The sequence below is a fragment of the Runella sp. R5_40 genome (assembly GCF_057652295.1).
Window position 1 is genome coordinate 407,705 of the sequence record NZ_JBYFCH010000002.1, and the last position, 18,246, is coordinate 425,950.

18 protein-coding genes and 1 pseudogene are annotated in these 18,246 nt (G+C 42.6%); 11 read left to right on the top strand and 8 right to left on the bottom strand.

Annotation, left to right across the window (positions count from 1 at the left end):
• Window positions 1-241 precede the first annotated feature (241 nt).
• Window positions 242-1,675 carry a mandelate racemase/muconate lactonizing enzyme family protein gene (locus tag AC23N5_RS06480; protein WP_487754928.1) on the bottom strand — a complete coding sequence of 478 codons (1,434 nt, stop codon included), beginning with the start codon at window positions 1,673-1,675 and terminating at the stop codon, window positions 242-244.
• 175 nt (window positions 1,676-1,850) lie between these two features.
• On the opposite strand from AC23N5_RS06480, the gene AC23N5_RS06485 reads away from it, so the two are divergent.
• On the top strand, window positions 1,851-2,765 hold the full coding sequence (locus AC23N5_RS06485; RefSeq protein WP_487754929.1) for an RraA family protein: 915 nt from the start codon (window positions 1,851-1,853) through the stop codon (window positions 2,763-2,765).
• 4 nt (window positions 2,766-2,769) lie between these two features.
• Here AC23N5_RS06485 and AC23N5_RS06490 read toward each other — a convergent pair whose 3' ends face one another.
• From AC23N5_RS06490 to nadB, 6 genes and pseudogenes are all read right to left on the bottom strand, one after another.
• The gene (locus tag AC23N5_RS06490; protein WP_487754930.1) at window positions 2,770-3,954 is read right to left on the bottom strand and encodes an RNA-binding domain-containing protein; all 1,185 of its coding nucleotides are present in this window, start codon (window positions 3,952-3,954) and stop codon (window positions 2,770-2,772) included.
• Between the two features lie 6 nt (window positions 3,955-3,960).
• Window positions 3,961-5,979, bottom strand: a complete 2,019-nt coding sequence (locus AC23N5_RS06495; RefSeq protein WP_487755022.1) for a COR domain-containing protein — start codon at window positions 5,977-5,979, stop codon at window positions 3,961-3,963.
• Window positions 5,980-6,162: 183 nt separating this feature from the next.
• Window positions 6,163-6,687 (bottom strand): annotated as a pseudogene (locus AC23N5_RS06500) (leucine-rich repeat domain-containing protein); the annotation flags it as partial.
• 18 nt (window positions 6,688-6,705) lie between these two features.
• A complete protein-coding gene (locus AC23N5_RS06505) occupies window positions 6,706-7,110 on the bottom strand; it encodes a PIN domain-containing protein (RefSeq protein ID WP_487754931.1) in 405 nt (134 codons plus the stop codon).
• 250 nt (window positions 7,111-7,360) lie between these two features.
• A complete protein-coding gene (locus tag AC23N5_RS06510) occupies window positions 7,361-8,605 on the bottom strand; it encodes a DUF5690 family protein (RefSeq protein ID WP_122933532.1) in 1,245 nt (414 codons plus the stop codon).
• Between the two features lie 52 nt (window positions 8,606-8,657).
• A complete protein-coding gene (gene nadB, locus AC23N5_RS06515; protein ID WP_487754932.1) occupies window positions 8,658-10,241 on the bottom strand; it encodes an L-aspartate oxidase in 1,584 nt (527 codons plus the stop codon).
• Window positions 10,242-10,517: 276 nt separating this feature from the next.
• Between nadB and rplM the strand changes: the two genes are divergently transcribed.
• From rplM to AC23N5_RS06565, 10 genes are all read left to right on the top strand, one after another.
• On the top strand, window positions 10,518-10,961 hold the full coding sequence (gene rplM, locus AC23N5_RS06520) for a 50S ribosomal protein L13 (protein WP_028524896.1): 444 nt from the start codon (window positions 10,518-10,520) through the stop codon (window positions 10,959-10,961).
• 2 nt (window positions 10,962-10,963) lie between these two features.
• Window positions 10,964-11,350, top strand: a complete 387-nt coding sequence (gene rpsI, locus AC23N5_RS06525; RefSeq protein ID WP_183974266.1) for a 30S ribosomal protein S9 — start codon at window positions 10,964-10,966, stop codon at window positions 11,348-11,350.
• A gap of 186 nt (window positions 11,351-11,536) precedes the next feature.
• Window positions 11,537-12,343, top strand: coding sequence for a 30S ribosomal protein S2 (gene rpsB, locus AC23N5_RS06530; RefSeq protein WP_028524894.1), 807 nt, complete (start codon window positions 11,537-11,539; stop codon window positions 12,341-12,343).
• Window positions 12,344-12,547: 204 nt separating this feature from the next.
• Window positions 12,548-13,387 carry a translation elongation factor Ts gene (tsf, locus tag AC23N5_RS06535; RefSeq protein ID WP_183974268.1) on the top strand — a complete coding sequence of 280 codons (840 nt, stop codon included), beginning with the start codon at window positions 12,548-12,550 and terminating at the stop codon, window positions 13,385-13,387.
• Window positions 13,388-13,582: 195 nt separating this feature from the next.
• The gene (locus tag AC23N5_RS06540; protein WP_229598769.1) at window positions 13,583-14,203 is read left to right on the top strand and encodes an RNA polymerase sigma factor; all 621 of its coding nucleotides are present in this window, start codon (window positions 13,583-13,585) and stop codon (window positions 14,201-14,203) included.
• A gap of 24 nt (window positions 14,204-14,227) precedes the next feature.
• A complete protein-coding gene (locus AC23N5_RS06545) occupies window positions 14,228-14,431 on the top strand; it encodes a hypothetical protein (RefSeq protein ID WP_037301054.1) in 204 nt (67 codons plus the stop codon).
• A 1-nt stretch (window position 14,432) separates the two neighbouring features.
• Window positions 14,433-15,263: a mechanosensitive ion channel family protein gene (locus tag AC23N5_RS06550; protein WP_487754933.1), complete on the top strand. Its 831-nt coding sequence runs from the start codon at window positions 14,433-14,435 to the stop codon at window positions 15,261-15,263.
• Window positions 15,264-15,296: 33 nt separating this feature from the next.
• On the top strand, window positions 15,297-16,187 hold the full coding sequence (locus tag AC23N5_RS06555; protein ID WP_487754934.1) for a DUF3078 domain-containing protein: 891 nt from the start codon (window positions 15,297-15,299) through the stop codon (window positions 16,185-16,187).
• 58 nt (window positions 16,188-16,245) lie between these two features.
• Window positions 16,246-16,584 (top strand): large conductance mechanosensitive channel protein MscL, encoded by a 339-nt coding sequence (gene mscL / locus AC23N5_RS06560; RefSeq protein WP_183974274.1) that lies wholly within the window; start codon window positions 16,246-16,248, stop codon window positions 16,582-16,584.
• A 256-nt stretch (window positions 16,585-16,840) separates the two neighbouring features.
• On the top strand, window positions 16,841-17,221 hold the full coding sequence (locus AC23N5_RS06565; RefSeq protein WP_487754935.1) for a LytR/AlgR family response regulator transcription factor: 381 nt from the start codon (window positions 16,841-16,843) through the stop codon (window positions 17,219-17,221).
• 93 nt (window positions 17,222-17,314) lie between these two features.
• Here the strand turns inward: AC23N5_RS06565 and AC23N5_RS06570 are convergent, their stop codons facing one another.
• Window positions 17,315-17,974: a porin family protein gene (locus AC23N5_RS06570; RefSeq protein ID WP_183974278.1), complete on the bottom strand. Its 660-nt coding sequence runs from the start codon at window positions 17,972-17,974 to the stop codon at window positions 17,315-17,317.
• Between the last annotated feature and the right edge of the window lie 272 nt (window positions 17,975-18,246).

Consider the following 18,246-nt stretch of genomic DNA (forward strand, 5'->3'; position numbering starts at 1 on the left):
GCCCAATAGTTGGAAACAAAAAAACGTCAGCCGTTTTTAACGACCGACGTTTAATTAGGTTGACTCAGGTTGTGAGCAAACTTCGACACACAAATTCGGGTTGTGAGCAACCCTCAACACACAAATTCAGGTTGTGAGCAACTTTCGGCACAAAAATTCGAGTTGTGAGCAACCCTCAGCACGGAACGAAACCCTCAGCGCGGATTCGACATTCTGCCCTCACCCACTCGACACTCCAAAACTAGCTCCAATCTCTGTCCCACGAATCTTTGGCGTTCCATTCGTCGGTGGGAGCAAACCATTTTTGGTCTTTTATCAAAAACTTCTTCGCTACTTCTTCATTGAGCTCTACCCCTAAACCAGGCTTGTTAGGAACAGGAGCAAATCCATTGACAACCAAAGGTTTGTTGCCCGTTACAATGTCTTCCCAGCCTTCCACGTCCACGCCGTGGTGTTCCAATGCCACGAAGTTTTCGGTAGCAGCGGCACAGTGTACGTTGGCCATAAATGAAATCGGGCTACCTGCAAAGTGCATCGCCATCGGGATACCGTGTTCTTCGGCGTAGTCTCCAATTTTTTTGGTTTCCAAAATTCCACCCGACGAGGCTAAATCGGGGTGAATCATATCCACCGCTTTGGCATTGATGAGTTTGATAAACTCTTCTTTCAAGAAAATATCTTCACCCGTGAGGGTAGGCGTTTCGATGGCATCTGAAATTTGTTTCCATTGGTCGGTATAAAACCACGGCACCAAGTCTTCGAGCCACGCCAATTGGTACTTTTCAACGGCTTTTCCCAAGCGAATGGCCGTGTTTACGTCAAAATGCCCGAAGTGGTCGGCCGATACGGGAATGTTATACCCCACCCCTTCCCGAATTTTGCTGACATATTCGGCAATGTATTCCAAGCCCTTGTCCGTAATCTGAATTCGTGTGAAAGGGTGCTTGGTCATGCCGTAGTTTCCTACGGTTTTGGTCTTGTTGTCACGCTGCGAAAGTTTCCAAACATTGTCCCCAATGAGCATCCCAGGTTTGCCCGCCAACAGCCCAATTCCAAAATCCATCTTCAAAAAAGTGTAGCCTTTGTCGAGACGGGTTTCTTTGAGTTTTTTGGCAAAAGTAGAAGGGTCGCTGATTTCGGGCGTATCGGCATAGAGGCGAACTTCGTCACGGTACTTTCCGCCAAGCATCTGATAAACAGGCACGTTATAGGCTTTACCTGCCAAATCCCACAGGGCCATTTCTACCCCGCATACCCCACCCGCAGCGCGCCCGTGTCCGCCAAACTGCTTGAGTTCTTTGAAGATTTTCTCAACGTTACACGGGTTTTGACCCAACAAACGACTCTTGAGCATCAGGGCGTAATTGGGACTAGCACCGTCGCGTACTTCGCCCCAACCTACTAAACCTTGGTTGGTATCTATGCGGATAATTGGACTTTTAAACGGCACTCCCTGCAAATGAGCAATGCGCATATCGGTGATTTTTAGCTCCGAAGGCTTCGAATCACGTTTTATTTTTTGGGTAATAAATTCCATTTCTTTTTCGGGGCTTCCGTCAAACATCAAGCCCATGGATAATCCGCCAAGTAAGCCTTTGCGTAGAAAGTCGCGGCGATTGTTTTCGGAAGCGGTGTGGGAATCGGGCAACTTAAAACGTTGTGTAAATTTTTTCATTGGGGTTTGTCAATTAGGTGCGTACGCACGGTTAAGAGTTGTATTAACGATACAAGATTAGGTCAATTTTTTCTGAAAATATTTCAAAAATCACCGATGGAAAAAGATAGAAGTGTAGGCGGGGGAATTGTTTGATTTTTGTGTGTGTCATCCTTAACCAACGATTCTTTGTATTATGAAAAAAGTTATCCAAGCCCTTTTCTTGGCGGCAATAAGTTCTCCGTTATTTGCCCAAATTCAAGCACCCAAAGAGCTTATTCAGTTTTATACCCAAGAGTGGAAAGGCGAACGTTTCCCCGATGGCCGTCCTAAAGTACCCGATGAAATTGTAAAACGTTTGGCCAATGTCTCTATCGAAGAAGCGTGGGGTATCATGCGGGGCGATGGCTACAACAACCAATTTGAGGGTAATTTTCAAATTATTCACCCCGAAAAACCGCTCGTTGGACGCGTGCTTACGGCGCAGTACATGCCCGCCCGCCCCGACATGGAAAAGCCCATCAAAGAAAAAGGAAAAGCTGAAGGCCGCCGAGGAAATACCAACTCATGGCCCATCGACGCGCTCCAAATTAATGACGTGTATGTAGCCGATGGGTACGGAAAAATCATCGACGGAACACTCATTGGCGATAACCTTGGCAACTCGATTTATGCCAAATCCAAAACGGGTGTGGTATTCGACGCAGGCGTGCGCGACCTCGAAGGCTTGAGCGCTATCGACGGTTTTGTAGGATTCACGCGCGGCTACGACCCCTCGGCCATCAAAGACATGACGATGACCTGCATCAACTGTCCCATTCGCATTGGTCGGGCGTCGGTACTGCCAGGCGACTTGGTGTTGGGCAAACCCGAAGGCGTAATTTTTATTCCCGCGCACTTGGCCGAAAAGGTGGTAAATCAGTCCGAGTTTATTGCGTTACAAGACGAATTTGGGCACAAAATGCTCCGTGAGAATAAATTCACCCCAGGCGAAATCGACATGAAATGGAACGATGCCATCAAAAACGCCTTCCGCGAGCACATCAAAACGCGTTCAGGAAAAGTGTACTTGACGAGCGAGCAGATTGAGAAGTTTTTGTCGAGGGAGTAAGGGTTTAAGGGCGATTCAAAATCACCTTAAACTGCTGTCCTTCCGAATCATTGATAAATTCGGTAGCAGGGTGCTCTTTCAAAATTCGGCTAATACCCGAACCTAAGCCACGGTAGGGCAGCAGTTTGGTAGCATAACTCAACAAGATGGGATTGCGAGGAACCGCATTCCCATTTTTTATTTGTTCCACCGTCAGATGGTTCGGAAGTGCGCCAGGGCTGACAATTTCGACGCGATTTTGGAAAACAAACACCCTGACGGGGCTGGTTTTGCCATAATCGCGGTGGATAAGCGCATTCACGAGTGCTTCTTCTAACGCTACTTTGGAAATTTCCAGCATACCTTGGCTATTGAAACTGGCACCTTGAGGTTGTTGTTTGTGCAAGTTGACCATAATAAATGCCAAACTTTGCTCAAACTGACGGTCTAGCCCGCCACCAATGTCGGTGCTCGAACGATAGGTTGTATCGCCTAGTTCATTCCCAAAAAAACTAACGCATTTTACCTCCAACACAGGCCGAAAACGTTGCGGATTTTTACCAAAAAATAGCAAACCGACGAGGTTGAGTTGGTGTTTTTGGGCAATTCCCAAATTATTCAGAAAGGTCTCAAAATGCTGTTTAGTTTCTTCTAAATGAGCTGAAACCGATTTCCCTTCGTGCTGCGCCTCAAAATATTCGTACAGTTTGATTCGGTCCAATTCAGTATCAATGGCAGCGCCTCGAATGGCCAACTCTTCAATGTGATACGAGCCACTCGCTTGAAACATCCTCGATAATTCTTCCTGCGATACGCTGCGCTTGTCGGCTCCCGCTCGCATGAGGTACTTGCCCGATTTGGTTCGGTACGGCTTTTGATTTCCTTCTTCCATGTAAATCACCACAACAGGCTTGTCATCAACAAGCAAGGTTTGGCTTTGAGGGAAGAGCGCGGGAATGCAGTTTTCTGAAGCTGTGTTGGAAATATGATTGTTGAGGGATTTTAAGTTTTCTACGCCCACTACTTTACCTCCTCCTTGGGCATCTTCTGCAATTCCAATGAGAATATAGCCACCTTTTCCATTGGCAAATGCCACCATTTCCTCCGCTAAACTTTCGGCATTTTTAACTTCGGTCTTAAACTGAGTGAAGGTGTCTTCGCCCGTGCGAAGCATTAATCGCACATCGGTCTCGCTGATAGGAAAGTTCATACGTTTTTATCCCCAATTATCAGGTTTTATAAAGTCCTGAAAGCTATTGTCTTGGAGCAAATTTAGTACTCTTTGTTGTAATGAATCAAACTTTTCTCCAAACGACGCGCCATCTAAGGCCGTTTTGGTTGCCCATTTTACAGCTTCTTCGCTTGCTATTTTAGGCAGATTTTTGGCCGTTTCTTTGAGTTGTGCCAATACTCCTTTGGCCTTCTTCTGGCTTTCGGCTTTTTGCAATTCTTTTAGATCAACGATGAGTTGATTGAGGATTACTTGGTTTTGCTCACTGGCCGACTGATGAAATTTGGCTAATTCTTCGGCAATGCTTTGTGCTTCTATTTGAATAAACTGTACTCGTTTTACGCCCCGCATATCGTAGTAATCGCCCTGAAAGTTTTGGATAATTGCTTGTTGGGTCGAGGCAGGGCTTTCAAACATCCCGAGTAGGCGGTCGATATTGTAGTCGTTGCCTTCCTCGTCGGTATATTCGACTTTACCTTTGTGTTTTTGGGCAATCAATACGCGGTACTTCACCGATGTTTCTTTTCGAGCATCTAGGCCAATCATTTCATCTACTTTCAAGCCAGGGTATCGTTCGTGAAACTCCCGAAATAGTTTTCTGATTTCGATAAAAAACTCGCGGCGGTGCGTGCCTTGTACCCAAATATCAATGCGGTTTTTGGTGTCGGTTTGCATCACCAACGCGGTTTGGATTTCGTCGGCTTCGTTTCGTTCAATGACAATGCCCTTTTGCCAGTAAAAATGTCCACGGACTTGACCAAAAGTACGGGCAATAAAGCTGCTGATGGCTCCTGCTGGAATGTGGGTTTCGTACCGAAAAAAGAAATGCAGCGCCTCTTTCTTGAAAACATCTGGCTGAAAACCAATGGGATAATCACTTTGAAAAGCTTGAGGGATAAAAATTTTGTGGGTATCGGGGTTGATGTAACCCAAATAAAATCGACGAATCATTTCAATCAAATACCCATAATGCTGTTTGGGGTAGGCGAAAGTATGGGCATCGGTTTTGTATAAAATTCGGCTAAAATCTTTCTCCGAAATGACCCCATTTTGCTGGTGGGTGTATTCGGAAGTGAGAATACGATACACCCCGTCGCTCAACCATTCGGGATTCAAAATGTGCAGGTGGCGGGTGTGCATTTCATCAAAATAACGCACCGTGCCGAGTGAATCCAAAATTTTGAGCAAAGGCTCATCGGAGGCCAATTCTAGGTTTTTCTCCCGACAAATGGCTTCGTAGCGTTCATGCGTAATGTAGGGTTCGTCCTTGAAAAAGCGACTTTCCAAATAGTTTTTTACTTCGAAGTAATTTTGAGGAACTATCTGTCGAATATTGGGCATCTGGAGTAATTCACGAATGATACTGGTTTCCAATTCTTGCACCGCAGGTAAAAAGAACGGGTCATTCTGTTCGTGAACGCGCCGAATGGATGTTTTATAAATACCCCGTACCATACTCTCCCCTAACTCAGTTCGATACTCGGCTCGTAACTGTGCCTCATTGACACTTCCGTTGTTTTCATCACTGCGATTGATGACGATAATAACAGGAGAGTTAGGGGCGTAGCTACGAATTTGTTCTAAATACTTGTCAGGCTGTTCGTCTTTGCGGGCATTGAGCACGACCACATACAGTGTTTCTTGGGTTAAAAAGAACTTGTGTACGGTACTTTGGATTTCCTGTCCGCCAAAATCCCAAATATTGATGCGGTAAGGTGTGCCTGCTTCATCGGTAATTTCCCACGGCTCTATTTTAATCCCTTGTGTTGTTTTGGTTTCGGTAAAAGGCTTGCCCAGCAAGTAGTTCATTAATGAGGTTTTACCCGCATCAGGCTCACCAATGATGACCATTTTTGCTTCGTTGAGCGGGCGAGCGCCTTTTTGTTCTTCTTTTTCGAGGTTGTCTAAGTACTCTAAAACGGCTTGATTGCTTTGCTTAATGGCTTTTACAAGACCTGAGGGAAGGGGGTTTTTGTATAGATTAATACATTTTTCCTCGGACATTAATGAGAATTTTACTACAACCCCATTGTGAATTAGTGATTTGAGTGAACTTATATTATCTATTTGGTTTAAACTCAAATCAATAGTAGTTAGTGATTTTAATTCTTTAATTGGACTAATATTATAAATTTTATTTCCAGACAAGTTAATTTCTATTAATTCATGTAAGTCTTGCAAAGGTCTTATATCTTGAATTTGATTTTTTTTTAAGTCAAGATTTTTAAGACGAGTTAACTTTTTTAGTGGCTCAATATTATTAATTTTATTATCACCTAAACAAAGCGACTCTATTTGTGTAAGTTTCTCTAAATCAACAATATTAACAAGATAATTGTTTGACAAATTAAGATTTTTTAAAAACTTTAATCTGTCTAATATACTAAATTTTTTAATATCATTGAAACTTAAATTTATGAAATTCAATTGTTTTAAATTCTGTACTGCTTTAATATCATTAATATAGTTAGACGTCAAATCAAGATATTGAAGTTTTTCTAATTTCTTTAAAGGGCTAAGGTCTTGAATATTGTTTTTAGCCAAAAGGAGAAATTTTAATTCACTTAGAGCTGCTAATGGTTCTAAACGATTAATACTTAAATTAAATAAATTGAGTGAAAATAATTGCTCTTTTAGACCAATTTTATATCTATTTTCCTCAATCTCAATCCCCCAATAATCTTCTAATTCCAATATTTGCTTTGGCTTCATGGTAGTTCTTGTAGAAATTTATAGAACCCAATTATCAATAGTAAGCTCCTTTATTCTTTGAAAGTGGTTGGTGTTGTTCGTAATAAGCTGCAAATCATGGGCAATTGCAATTCCTGCAATAAGTGTATCGGTATGGCCAATCACAGTACCTTTTTTGCGTAAATCAGCTTGGATAAAAGCGGCAACTTGTGTGGATTTGAGGGATAGAGGAATGATACGATTAAGTTGAACAAAATGCTCAAATTTCTTTAGCTGTTTGTGGGCATCTTTGTACATTAATCCATTCAGAACTTCGTAATAAGTGATGATACTTAGATTGATGACATCATACTCCTCAAGATAAGCCTCTACGTTTTGAATAACATTGGGATTACCTCTTAAAAACTCAGATAGCACGTCTGTGTCTAGCATTGAAGGTTTCATACATCACTAGGTCTGTCAAATAACTCTTTACGACTTTTCCGTGTTTCTGACGTAAACTCTTGGTAACTTTTCTCCGACATATCACTAAAGGCTCCCGCGAAAGAGAGTATCTTTTTACGTAACCGAGCATTTTTTTTAGGCGGGGTTAATGAGTGTACATATTCATACACATCTTCCAGTTTATTTACGGGAACATCTTGCATCTCCTTCAAAATTGTGTTTATCGTGATAGTCATAACATCTCGCAGTTTTACTGTAAACTTACATACTTCCGCTTAAAAAATCCAAACGACACTACCACCAACACCACATACACCACCGCCAAAATATAGCCCCCGTAGATAAAGAAATCCAGAAAACTGATGTTGGGTTGACCGAAGTTTTTGTAGAGCAGCACCAATACCGTTCCCAAATACCCCCACCAATCGGCGAGCGTCACCACAAAACTTACCGTGCTCACGTACTTAAACGAGGCCACAAAACGCTCAAAATAAAGGCCGTTGCAAGGCACGTAGGCCAAATACAACCCCACGCCCGTCAGAGTAAACCATACACCCGCCGAAAGCATTCCTTGCTGGTACATCCACGTACTAACGCCCACGGTAAGCCCGCCCGCCACCAAAAGCACGTTGATAAGCATAAACGCTTTCCAGTTGTCTTTCACCCAGCGCAACGTTCCCATCAAAATCAGGATAAAAACCGACACAAAGGTTTCAGTTTGGGTAAAAATAAGCGGGTCGTCCACGCCTGCGGTTTTGAGGATTTCGGGGGCAAAATTGTCGCGAAAATCGCGGAAAGCCGTCAAAAAAACGTACGATACAATCAAGGTAATCAATCCCACCGAAAAGGTACTGATAAAACGACTACGGTCGGCGGCATTCATCGGCGCGCGTTCGGTGCGTTCGGCTCGGTCTTCGTCCGAAGGGGCAGGTAATTTGGCCAATGCCCAAACGGCCAACACGAGCGGGACGGCAAACATCAACCCCGTCAGAAAAGGCATCCAAAACTCCGAAATGCCGTTGTTGAGCAAGGTTTTGCCAACAGTTTTTACAAAACCAGACGCAAAAATAAACGAAGCCGTAAGCCCCGCCACGAGCGCATCGGTTTGACGGCGTCCTTCCAAAAAGCCCAAAACGGTACCATAGACCATACCGAGCGGAAGACCGTTAAGAAACAAAAATGGGATATTATAAGGTGCAGGGACAAGGGCAAAACCCAGCAAGGCAAGTTCGGCAAATCCTACAAACGACAACAAATAAATGGCGCGTTGGGCGGGTTTCATTTCCGAAACCACCTTAATACCAATGAGTTTTGAAAGCGCGTAGCCAAAAACCTGTAAAGTAATCAGCCAGATTTTGTAGTTAATTCCCCAGAAAACCATCCCATCAAAAGTAGCGGCGGTAATCCCTCGTCGGAAAGCGTACATGCAGGCATAAGCACAAAAAGCAGCGGTAGCCCCCCAAAGCATGAGGCGGGATTCTGAAGGTCGTTTCATAAAAAGGGTTTAGAAATAGTAAAAAAATGGGTGCTTGTTGATAAACTATGGATTATTTCTTCACATGGTCAAGGTTAAAATGCAGACCGACATTTTCTCGCCGCGCCATGGCCATTTTTAGTACCAAATACGACACGTTAATCATATTGCGCAGTTCCATAATCGGCACCGAAACCTTTGATTGCCAGTAGAGTTCTTCGTGTTCTTTATAAATCAATTCCACACGGTCATGCGCGCGTTTCAAACGACGGTTAGTGCGTACAATGCCCACATAGTTCGACATGATTGCTTCCAACTCTTTGGTCATTTCAGTGACCAAAATCGCCTCTTCAGGATGCGAAGTTCCCTCATCATTCCATTCGGGAATATGGTCTGGAATATACGCATCTGCCAAGTTTTCGATGGTTTTGACGAACGCACGATGTGCAAATACCACTGCCTCCAAGAGCGAGTTAGACGCCAAACGATTGGCTCCGTGTAAACCCGTACAAGCACACTCCCCAGTCGCGTACAAAAAGAAAATATTGGTTTGTCCAAACTCGTTCACTTTGATTCCGCCACACATGTAGTGTTGTGCTGGAACTACAGGAATATAGTCTTTACGAACGTCGATACCCAGTTGTTCTTTACAATAGGCCGTAATGTTGGGGAAGTGTTCAATGAATTTTTCGTAATCACAATGCGTCACGTCGATATACACGTGGTCATCGCCGTATTTTTTCATTTCAGAGTCAATCGACCGCGCCACAATGTCGCGCGGAGCCAACGAAAGTCGAGGGTCGTAATGCTCCATGAAGGTTTCCCCTTTCTTGTTACGAAGAATGCCCCCAAAACCCCGAACGGCTTCCGAAATCAGGAAATTGGGTTTTTTACCAGGTTGATAAAGCGCCGTTGGGTGAAACTGAATAAACTCCATGTTGTCGCAAACGCCCTTGGCGCGGTAGGCCATTGCAATGCCATCACCCGTTGCAATGCGAGGATTGGTTGTATTTTGGTAAATATTGCCAATGCCGCCCGTGGCCAGCATAGTCGTTTTGGCCAAAAACTTCTCCACTTTCCCCGTTTTGGTATTCAATACATACGCACCAAAACATTTAATATCATCGCGGTGACGATAAACGGTTTCGCCCAAATGATGTTGCGTAATCAAATCGACGGCGAAGTAATGCGTAAATATTTGAATAGAAGGATGGCGTTTTACCTCATCGAGCAATGCCCGTTCGATTTCCGCTCCCGTGGCATCTTTGAAGTGCAAAATTCGATGATCAGAATGCCCCCCCTCTTTGGCCAAATCATAATCGCCATCGGCTTCTTTGTCAAAGCGCGTGCCGTACGAAATCAGCTCCATAATGCGTTCAGGTGCTTCTGTGACGACAATTTCTACGATATTTCGTTTGCTGATGCCACCGCCAGCCACCATCGTATCTTCGATGTGTTTTTCAAAAGAATCTTCTTCCGACCACACGGCAGCAATCCCCCCTTGGGCATATTTGGTGTTGGTTTCATCGGCTTGTACTTTAGTGATGACAGCAATAGAAACTTTTTCTTGTTGGGCATCAAAATGGCGCGCCAACTTGGCGGCGTAGCTAAGGCCCGCAATCCCCGAACCTACCACTAAAAAATCGAACTGAGGCATATTGATGTAGAATGACGAAGGTTTGAAATACGAATGTTAAAGTCTTAATAAAACCAAAACTACCAATACAGCAGCGACTGCACAGGCGGCGATTACTTAGAAATGGCGCGGTTGTCTGCGCCTGCAAGGATAAAGAATAAATCAGTAAAAATTTAATTTTTTGAATCATTTTGTGTTTCAAAAACCAAACCGCTATATTTGCAGTCCGATTTTCGCCTCATAATGCCCGTTTATATAGTTAATTAATTGATTTTCAACGAAAAAACACTTAACAAAGTGGATACACTCAGTTACAGAACCGTTTCGGCTAACGCTGCTACCGTACAAAAGGAATGGATAGTAGTAGATGCTAAGGGTGAAGTTTTGGGTCGTTTGGCTAGCCAAATTGCCAAAATTTTACGCGGTAAGCACAAGCCGTATTTCACTCCTCACGTAGATTGTGGAGACAATGTAATTGTCATCAATGCCGATAAAGTGCGTTTGACTGGCAAGAAAATGACCGACAAAGAATACGTTCGCCACACAGGTCACCCAGGTGGTCAGCGTTTTGCTACTCCGCGTGAAATTTTGGCCAAACAACCACACAAAGTCATTGAAATGGCTGTGAAAGGTATGTTGCCAAAAAATCGTCTTGGTCGTAGCATTTACACTAATTTGCACGTGTATGCAGGTGCAGAGCACCCACATGCCGCTCAACAACCGAAAGAAATTAAATTTTAATCATGGAAGTTACTAACACAGTAGGTAGAAGAAAAACATCCGTAGCTCGCGTTTACGTATCAGCCGGAGAAGGCAATATCAAGGTGAATGGCCGTGAGTTTGCTGAGTACTTCCCAATCGAAACGCTCCAAATCATTTTGAAGCAGCCTTTGACAACCGTTAATGTAGCTTCAAGTTATGATATTAAAGTGAACGTTCGCGGTGGTGGTGTTCGTGGTCAAGCGGAGGCAACTCGCATGGCGATTGCTCGTGCATTGTGCGAAATCAATGTTGAGTTCCGTCCAGCCCTTAAGAAAGAAGGATTCTTGACACGTGATGCTCGTATGGTTGAGCGTAAGAAATACGGTCGCGCTAAGGCTCGTCGTCGTTTCCAATTCTCGAAACGCTAATACCTTTCAATTTGAAAATTGGAGAATTAGTAAATTTGAAAATTAAGGGCTTACAATTCACCCATTTTCAAATTACTGAATTATCAAATTTTCAAATTAGTCAAGTCCAGACTGCGCTTATGGTGTCCGTTGCGTGGTGCTGCGTATTTAAAATTTTTCTAACAACATTTACATTTAGCTAATAAAATGGCACAATTAGAGTACAAAGACCTGTTGGATGCAGGTGTACACTTTGGTCACTTGACACGTAAGTGGGATCCCCGTATGGCTCCATATATTTTCATGGAGAAAAACGATATCCATATCATTGACCTTAATAAAACAATCGCATCACTTGACGAAGCTTGCCAATACGTAAAAGGCGTAGTTCGTTCAGGCCGTAAAGTGATGTTTGTAGCTACTAAGAAGCAAGCACAAGAAATCGTGTCGGAAGAAGCACGTCGCTTGAAAATGCCATTCGTAACCGAGCGTTGGTTAGGTGGTATGTTGACAAACTTCGCTACCATTCGTAAGTCATTGAAAAAAATGCAGAGCTTGGAGAAGTTGTTGGGTGACGAAGCTACTGCAAGCAATATTGCAAAGCGTGAGCGTCTTATCAAAGGTCGTGAGAAAGATAAGTTGGAGCGTTTGTTGGGTGGTGTAGCTGATTTGACGCGCTTGCCAGCAGCTTTGTTTGTAGTAGATGTGAAGCGTGAGCACATTGCGGTAGCTGAAGCAAAACGTTTGGGTATTCCTGTAATCGCAATGTGCGATACAAACTCAAATCCTAATGAAGTAGATTTCGTAATCCCCGCAAACGACGATGCTTACAAGTCAATCTCATTGATTACCCTTGCCATCGGTAAGGCAATCGAAGAAGGACTCATCGAGCGTAAGCAAGAGCGCGATGACGCACGTATGGCCGAAGAAGAAGACGCGAAGCGTTCGGAAGACACAGGTTCAGAAGCGCCAGCCGCCAAAGCTCCAGTAGCTAAAGCAACTGACGAGGACTAAGAACTCAATATATATACCACCGCTTCGGCGGCGGTCGGATAGCCCGTAGCTGCTCATAGGCTATGGGCTATTCCGTTTAACGATTTCATAAAGTAAGAGGTGAAACAAATACAAAACCGATTGCGTAGTTTTACCAAGTCACTTATTTTATTGGAAGTCAGTACTTATTAATCATTAAATTACTAAAATTAACTTTTATAAAAAATGGCAATTACCGCAGCAGATGTAAACAAGCTCCGCCAAATGACTGGCGCTGGTATGATGGATTGCAAAAAAGCCCTTACCGAAGCAGATGGTGATTTTGAGCAAGCGGTTGACATCCTTCGTAAACAAGGTCAAAAAGTAGCAGCCAAACGCGCTGACAACGTTGTATCTGAAGGCGTAGTATTGGTTCATGTAAGCCCTGATGGCAAAAACGGCAAAATCGTTGCATTGGCTTGCGAAACTGAACCTGTATCAAAAGTAGAAAGTTTCCAAAATTTGGCCATGAATATCATGAGCCAAGCAGTAGCTACTAACGCTGCTGACAAAGAAACACTTTTGGCAACTCCTCAAGCCGACGGCCAAACACTTCAGGAGCTTATCACAGAATTGATTGGTAAAATCGGTGAGAAACTTGAAGTTATAGGTTACGAAAACGTAACAGCAGACGCAATCAGCTCATACATTCACTCAAACAACAAGCGTGGTGTATTGGTGGCATTTGATGGCGTAACTGAAGGAACGGATCTTTCAGAAGTAGGCCGTGACATTGCGATGCAAATCGCAGCCATGAAGCCAATCGCAGTGGATAAAGGCGATGTGGATGCAGCTGTCATCGAGCGCGAAATCGAAATTGGTAAAGAACTAGCCCGCAACGAAGGCAAAGCTGAAGCAATGCTTGAGAAAATCGCCTTGGGTCGTTTGAACAAATTCTACAAAGAGAATACTTTGTTGAACCAAGAATTTATCAAAGATGGTTCTTTGACAATTTCTCAATTATTAGACAAAACTCAAAAAGGTCTTACAATTAAGGCATTCAAGCACATCGCTATCGGCGCCTAGTTTATTCCTTTTAGATATAAAAAATACCCTCAGAAAATTATCTCTGAGGGTATTTTTATTATATAAATAAACGTATTTAGCTTATTAAATAGCCATAACGAGCAAAATTAAATGCCTCATTGTGTGCAGTGTTAGAAGATTTTCTGTATTTTACTTCAATTTTTCTTGTTACTCTAAACCTATCTTACCGTCCTAATGAGCGTACACTCAATTGGAATGAATCACTATACCGACGAGCAGTTGGTGCGCATGTATGTTGACACGCAACGCAACACTTTTTTTGAAGCACTTTATGAGCGATACGCTGATAAGGTGTATAGGAAGTGTCTGTCTTTTGTGAAAGACCAGGCAAAAGCGGAGGACTTTACCCACGATATTTTTCTAAAATTAATCGTACGGATTGGCACGTTCAAAGAGTCTTCAAAATTCTCTACTTGGTTATTTTCTATTACCTACAACTATTGCATGGATCAGTTGAGGTTAACCAAGAAAATGGCCGAAGATGAATTGACCGAAACTATTGATGTGGCCGAAGATGGAGATGATATTGAAGAAATAGAAATGGATGCTAAACGGCTTCGTCAGGCTTTGGATGGGATTTCGCACGAAGAGCGAACAATTCTACTCATGAAGTATCAAGACGACTTTAGTATCAAAGACATCGCTGATACCTTTGGGTTGACTGAGAGCGCCGTTAAAATGCGACTAAAGCGCACCAAAGAAAAGCTCAAGAAACGCTACCTCGAAGGCGCGATGTTCACAATGCTGATTATAACCAAATTAACAATCTTAGTGAAGTGGTGGCTGAAACACTAACACTGGGAATACTAAAATCGCAAAATGAATAATCCTTTTTTCGACATCGACCCCGACGATAAGGTACCCGAGTCGCTAAAAAAAGCAATCGTATCAGAAATTGACACGATTCGAAACACCATGGAGCTGGTAACGCTCTATGTGGGGCATTTTTTTAGTGCCGCTGGTGCCATGGCAAGCAATGAGCTAAATAAAGCTGTACCTAATCAAGACAAAACCTCTAGCTAGAATGAAACAATTACCCAACCTCACCGAAATACTCATTAGTACGCTTACAAAACTAATCAATCAATTTGTAGAGTTTGTCCCCCGATTTATTTTCGCTGCTTTTATTTTGTTGATTGGTTATGCCGTCGCCAAAGGGTTAGCAGTGATTACAAGTAAGGTATTAGAACGGGTTGGTTTCGATAAAATTGGCGATAAACTAAACGAAGTTAGTGTTGTAAAACAACTGCAAACCGAAATTAAACTAAGTCATATCGTATCTAAAGTATTGTACTACTTTATCATGCTTGGTTTTGTAACGGATGCCACGCGTACACTGGGAGTTGGTGCTATTACGAGTTTGGTAGAAAAACTTGTCAATTTTGTTCCTCAACTCATTGTAGCGGCCATCATGCTTCAAATCGGCGTGCTAGTGTCAGAAGCCATTAAAAATGCCGTGGTATCCATTTGTAAGTCCTTTAATGTGCCTTCGGCCAAACTAATTGGCTCGATTGTTTTCTCCTTCTTCCTAGTGATTACCATCATCAGCGCCCTTGGCCAAGCAGGCGTAAATACCGAATTGTTAGAGTCGAGTTTTAATCTTTTGATGGGTGGTATTGTTTTGGCCTTTGCCGTTGGATACGGCTTTGCTTCAAAAGACATTTTAGCCAACCTACTTTCCTCATTTTACAACAAAAACAAATACCAAGAAGGCCAGACTATTCAAATAGACGATGTCAAAGGAAAAATCATTGCCCTTGATACCACCTCTATTACCCTCCAAACGGGCGAGTCAAAGACCGTCTTCCCACTTCAAGCATTGCAATCTAAAAAAGTAGAGATTTTTGATAAATAGACCAAATAGCGCTGAAAACAAATCAGTTTTACCATGAAAAAAGTTAGTACATTAGTTGTAATGATGGCTCTTACCACCTTTGGGACTTGGGCACAAGAAGCAGTAAAAGACACCAGTTACTGGAAGAAAAAATCACAGTTTGGGGTAAATTTAAGCCAAGGTACATTTAGTAATAGCTGGCAAGGTGGAGGTATCAACAACATTGCCCTAGGAATCTATCTTAACTCTAAAGGCGAATATACCAAAGGTCCAAAAAACTGGGTGAATGATTTTCAGTTCCAACTGGGAGCCATCCAAAACCGAGGCGATGCTTTTCGGAAAAGTATTGACCGCCTTTTCTTTGATTCAAAGTATGGATATAAACTCGGAGCCAATTCGCAATGGTTGTTTTTTGCCAATGTAAACTTCTTATCGCAAGTGGCCAATGGTCGTGATTTTACTAACGATAGACGACCGTTTATCTCTGGGTTCTTTACGCCAGCCTACATTACGGAAGCCATCGGATTGGAATGGAAACCTAATAAGTTTTTCAACATGCAGTTTGCCCCAGGTGCCATTCGTCAAACCATTTTAGGCAATAAAGACCTCTATCTGGATATTGACCGTTTAAGTCCAGAATATAAGTTTGCCAACTACGGCGTGGAGCGTGGAAAAGCCATTCGGAACGAAGTAGCAATCATGCAATTGGTGATGAACTATAACAAAGATTTGGTAAAAGATGTCAACCTAAAGTGGCGTTATCAAGCCTTTGCAAGCGCGAAAGACTTTGCCGCGATTGATAACCGCTTAGATGCGCAATTGACCGCTAAATTTGCCAAGTACTTCAATGTCAATATTGGCTTGATTGCCATTTACGACCAAGACCAAATTGCCAAAATGCAGTTGGCACAATCAATCAACTTTGGCTTTTTGTACAGCTGGTAATTGGGCACTTTAAAATGATTTTGTAAATTAGCCAAACAACCCTAAACAACTACTAACTATGCTTCAAGAATTCAAAAAGTTTATTGCCCAAGGAAATGTCCTAGATCTAGCCGTCGGGGTATTGGTAGGTGCTGCTTTCGGAAAAGTAGTAACTGCTTTTATGGATGACATCATCAATCCTGTCGTAGGACTAGCTGTAGGCGGTGTTGATTTGTCGGCGCTCAAAGTAGTATTAAAAGCCGCAGATCCTGCTACACAAACCGCAGAAGTGGCAATACGCTACGGTAGCTTTATCAATGTAGGTATTCAATTTTTGATTACAATGTGGGTAATCTTCCTCATTGTGAAGGCTGCCAACAAAGCCAAACTTTCAAACTCTCTAGCTCCCAAAGAATAATTAGCTTTTGTCATTTACCCTAGCCCTGTTTACGACATGTAAGCAGGGCTTTTTTTATATACGTATTTCTACGTGTTTTATCAAGTGGTAGTACGGCATTCTCAAGCCACATCTTACAATAAAATACTGAATTACAGCAACTTACAAAGCAATGCGTATTTATACGTGTTTTACTCCCCTCTTTTTTTGTAGTATGTTTGTTGTGTCAAATTAGAAGGCAAACCCCTATCCCTCACACGCTAAAACTGACATAATCATGAACACACAACCTCTACTTACTAGCTTCCCTGCTTCTTCGGGGACACATTCAAACAATAGCATTATTATTCCGAATGGTACGCGTCAAATAGTAATTCCTATGAGTCAGTTGGTGTGCATGGAAGGCTCAGGAAACTATGCCTATATTTATACAAGTGACGGAAGACGGTATTTGGTGTCTAAAACACTGAAGAGTTATGCCGATATTTTGGACAAGACTGTGTTTTTGCGTGTTCACAAATCTTGGATTATCAACTTGGCGTTTTTGCAAGATTACTGTGAGGATGACCGATCATTACGGTTGCAAGGGGGGAGAGAGATTGCTATATCACGCCGTCGGATTCGTGAAGTGTGCCCAGTATTAAGGCGCGCTGCTTAATCAGAAAACAATTCTATCAGAATAAAGATTTTTTTTTAGTGGGTTAATTGATAAAATATCGTCCTGCCGACTCATCGGCAGGACGAATTCATTTTAGAACAGGGTAAAACCCGCTGTGAGTTGAAAAAGCGACACTTTGCTATTAAACTGCGCGTTGTTTTGTAAATTCAACTGTGAAATATTTGAGAACCCACTTTCATAACGAAAATCGATATTGAACGAGCGAATGTCTAAGCCAATACCTGCTTGGTAGCCAAAAGTGGCTTGTTCGATGGTCTTGTTGATATTCTGAGAAGAATATACCTTCAAGGCATCTCCCAATTGACTTCCTTGCGCCACGTTGAGTGATGCCATTGGACCCGCATTAAAACGCAATGGTCCCAATTTAAAACCCACCAAAACAGGAATATCAATCTGGCTAAACTTCACATCTACATTGACGGGCGTGCTGCTACCACTTTTAAGGATTTCAAACGTTCCACCTTTTGAGGATAAAAGAATCTCTGGCTGAATGAATAATTTTCGGCCAATACGGGCATAAGCTCCGACCACATACCCTGTACGATTGCCTGAGTTATTTTTAAAAAAATCTTGAACAGATGCTCCTGGACGTGTAATGCTCAGTCCTTCGGTTTGAAGTTGTGAGAAGTTTGCTCCTCCGCGCACACCGACAAAAACTAATTTGCGATTAAATTGCGCATTGGCTTGTAAAGCAGCAGATAGAACCAAAAACGCCAAAATTGCCTTTTTCATGGTTTGTTATAGAGAGTTATTGTGTAAAAATAATAACAATGATGACGGATTAACGCCCACAGTATCGTCGAGATTGTTTGCAGAATTTTCTAAATTTGAAAATGATACCAATCTTACTTAAAAAACGCACCTCTTACACCCCCTTAACCACTCATAAAAATCTTACAAATAGCACCCAACTACCTCATACATTTGAGCCGTTAAATCAATAAATCGGTCAAAACATTCAAGCAAACCCACTGTTTTACAGCAAATTAATTCGTAGCTATGCT